Below are 1,521 nucleotides of genomic sequence, written 5' to 3'. Positions count from 1 at the left end.
TAAGACCTTATGTCCTTTCTGGTTGCCGGCTGTGAGGTGGTTCGCCCTACACTGGCAGTGTTGAAGCGAGGGTTGCTCGTCGAGCCTATCCTCAAGCCAGGAGGACGAACCATGGAAGAATATAGCGAAGTTTTCGTAGGTTTGGATGTTGCGAAGGATCGGCATGCTGTTGCTCTCGCCGAGAGCGGGCGTACGGGTGAGGTTCGATATGTCGGAGAGATATCCTCCGATAGTGCGTCAGTACGCCGCCTCGTCCGCAAGCTCGGGCGGCCAGGTGTGCGATTGAGATTTTGCTATGAGGCTGGACCCACCGGATACGGTCTGAAACGGGAGATCGAAGCGCTTGGCCACGAGTGCGCCGTGATCGCTCCGTCTCTGATCCCGCGCAAGCCTGGCGATCGGGTCAAGACGAACCGCCGCGATGCCGAGAAACTCGCCCGGCTGTTCCGTGCCGGTGAGCTGACGGAGATCTGGACACCTGACGCTGCTCATGAGGCTATGCGTGACCTGATCCGCGCCCGCGAGGCTGCGGTGAAGGATCGAACCCGAAAGCGGCAGGAGATTCGATCCTTCCTGTTGCGACATGGCAAGATTTACCCGGGCCTGAAGACCTGGGGGACGAGGTATCTCAGATGGCTGCATGGACTGAGTTTCTCATTCCGCAGTCAGCAAGCTGTCCTGCAGGAGTTGATCCTCGCAGAGTCGCAGTGCCGGGAAAGAGCAGCACGCCTGGAAAAGGCAATCGAAGACGGCCTGCTCGACTGGCCACTCGCGCCGGTAGTCGAACGCTTGCAGGCTTTGCGTGGGGTCAAGCTCATTTGTGCGGCTACCTTCATGGTCGAAATCGGCGATGTGCGCCGCTTTGCCAACCCGCGGCAACTGATGGCTTATCTCGGACTTGTCCCCTCGGAGCGCTCGACCGGGGACGCTGTGCGACGGGGCGGTATCACCAAGACTGGGAATGCCCGAGTGCGCCGCGTCTTGGCTGAAAGTGCCTGGACTTACCGCTATCCGGCCAAACTGGGGAAAGGAAAATACTTCGAAAGCCGCCACCTGCCTGAAGTCGTGCGAGACATAGCGTGGAACGCACAGGCACGCTTGACCAAGCGCTACCGGGCCCTGGTCGCGCGTGGCAAGCGCAGCACCGTGGCTGTGACCGCAATAGCTCGGGAACTCGCTGCTTTCATGTGGGCCATCGCACGAGCGGATGAGCAGCAGGCAGGAACCTGATCCTCGGTCGCGACGAGAATAACCATCGCGCCTATCGGCGGGGACGTGGCATTGAATGGGGAATTTCCGGCAACGCTTTGTGGCCGGCAATGCCGACGCCCGTTGTAAGAGAGGACCAGCCCCGGACGAATACATGGACATGCGGTAACCAACCCGCGCATCAGAGCTTGTTCACCCGCGTCCCAGGCCACGTCTCCACCGATAGGCGCTCCGTCAATGAGAAACCGACCGAGGAAATCGGTGTGGGGTGGATTATTGCGCAGATCGCACTTGCAAAAGGACATCAGAGCG

Annotated in this window: 1 protein-coding gene; it reads left to right on the top strand. The window is 60.1% G+C overall.

Annotated features, from left to right (window positions below; genetic code table 11):
- Window positions 1–111 precede the first annotated feature (111 nt).
- Entirely contained in the window at window positions 112–1,230 is a 1,119-nt protein-coding gene (locus ABID26_RS36975; RefSeq protein WP_354418426.1) for an IS110 family RNA-guided transposase, read from the top strand.
- The last annotated feature ends 291 nt before the right edge of the window (window positions 1,231–1,521 follow it).

The sequence above is a fragment of the Mesorhizobium shonense genome, assembly GCF_040545255.1.
Classification (GTDB): domain Bacteria; phylum Pseudomonadota; class Alphaproteobacteria; order Rhizobiales; family Rhizobiaceae; genus Mesorhizobium; species Mesorhizobium shonense.
The sequence above is the reverse complement of the archived record's forward strand: the minus strand, read 5'-3'. Positions and strand labels throughout refer to the sequence as shown.

What these genes read in the sequence shown, in the direction of transcription:
- ABID26_RS36975 (WP_354418426.1), top strand. Translation starts at nt 112, where the DNA reads ATGGAAGAATATAGCGAAGTTTTCGTAGGTTTGGATGTTGCGAAGGAT.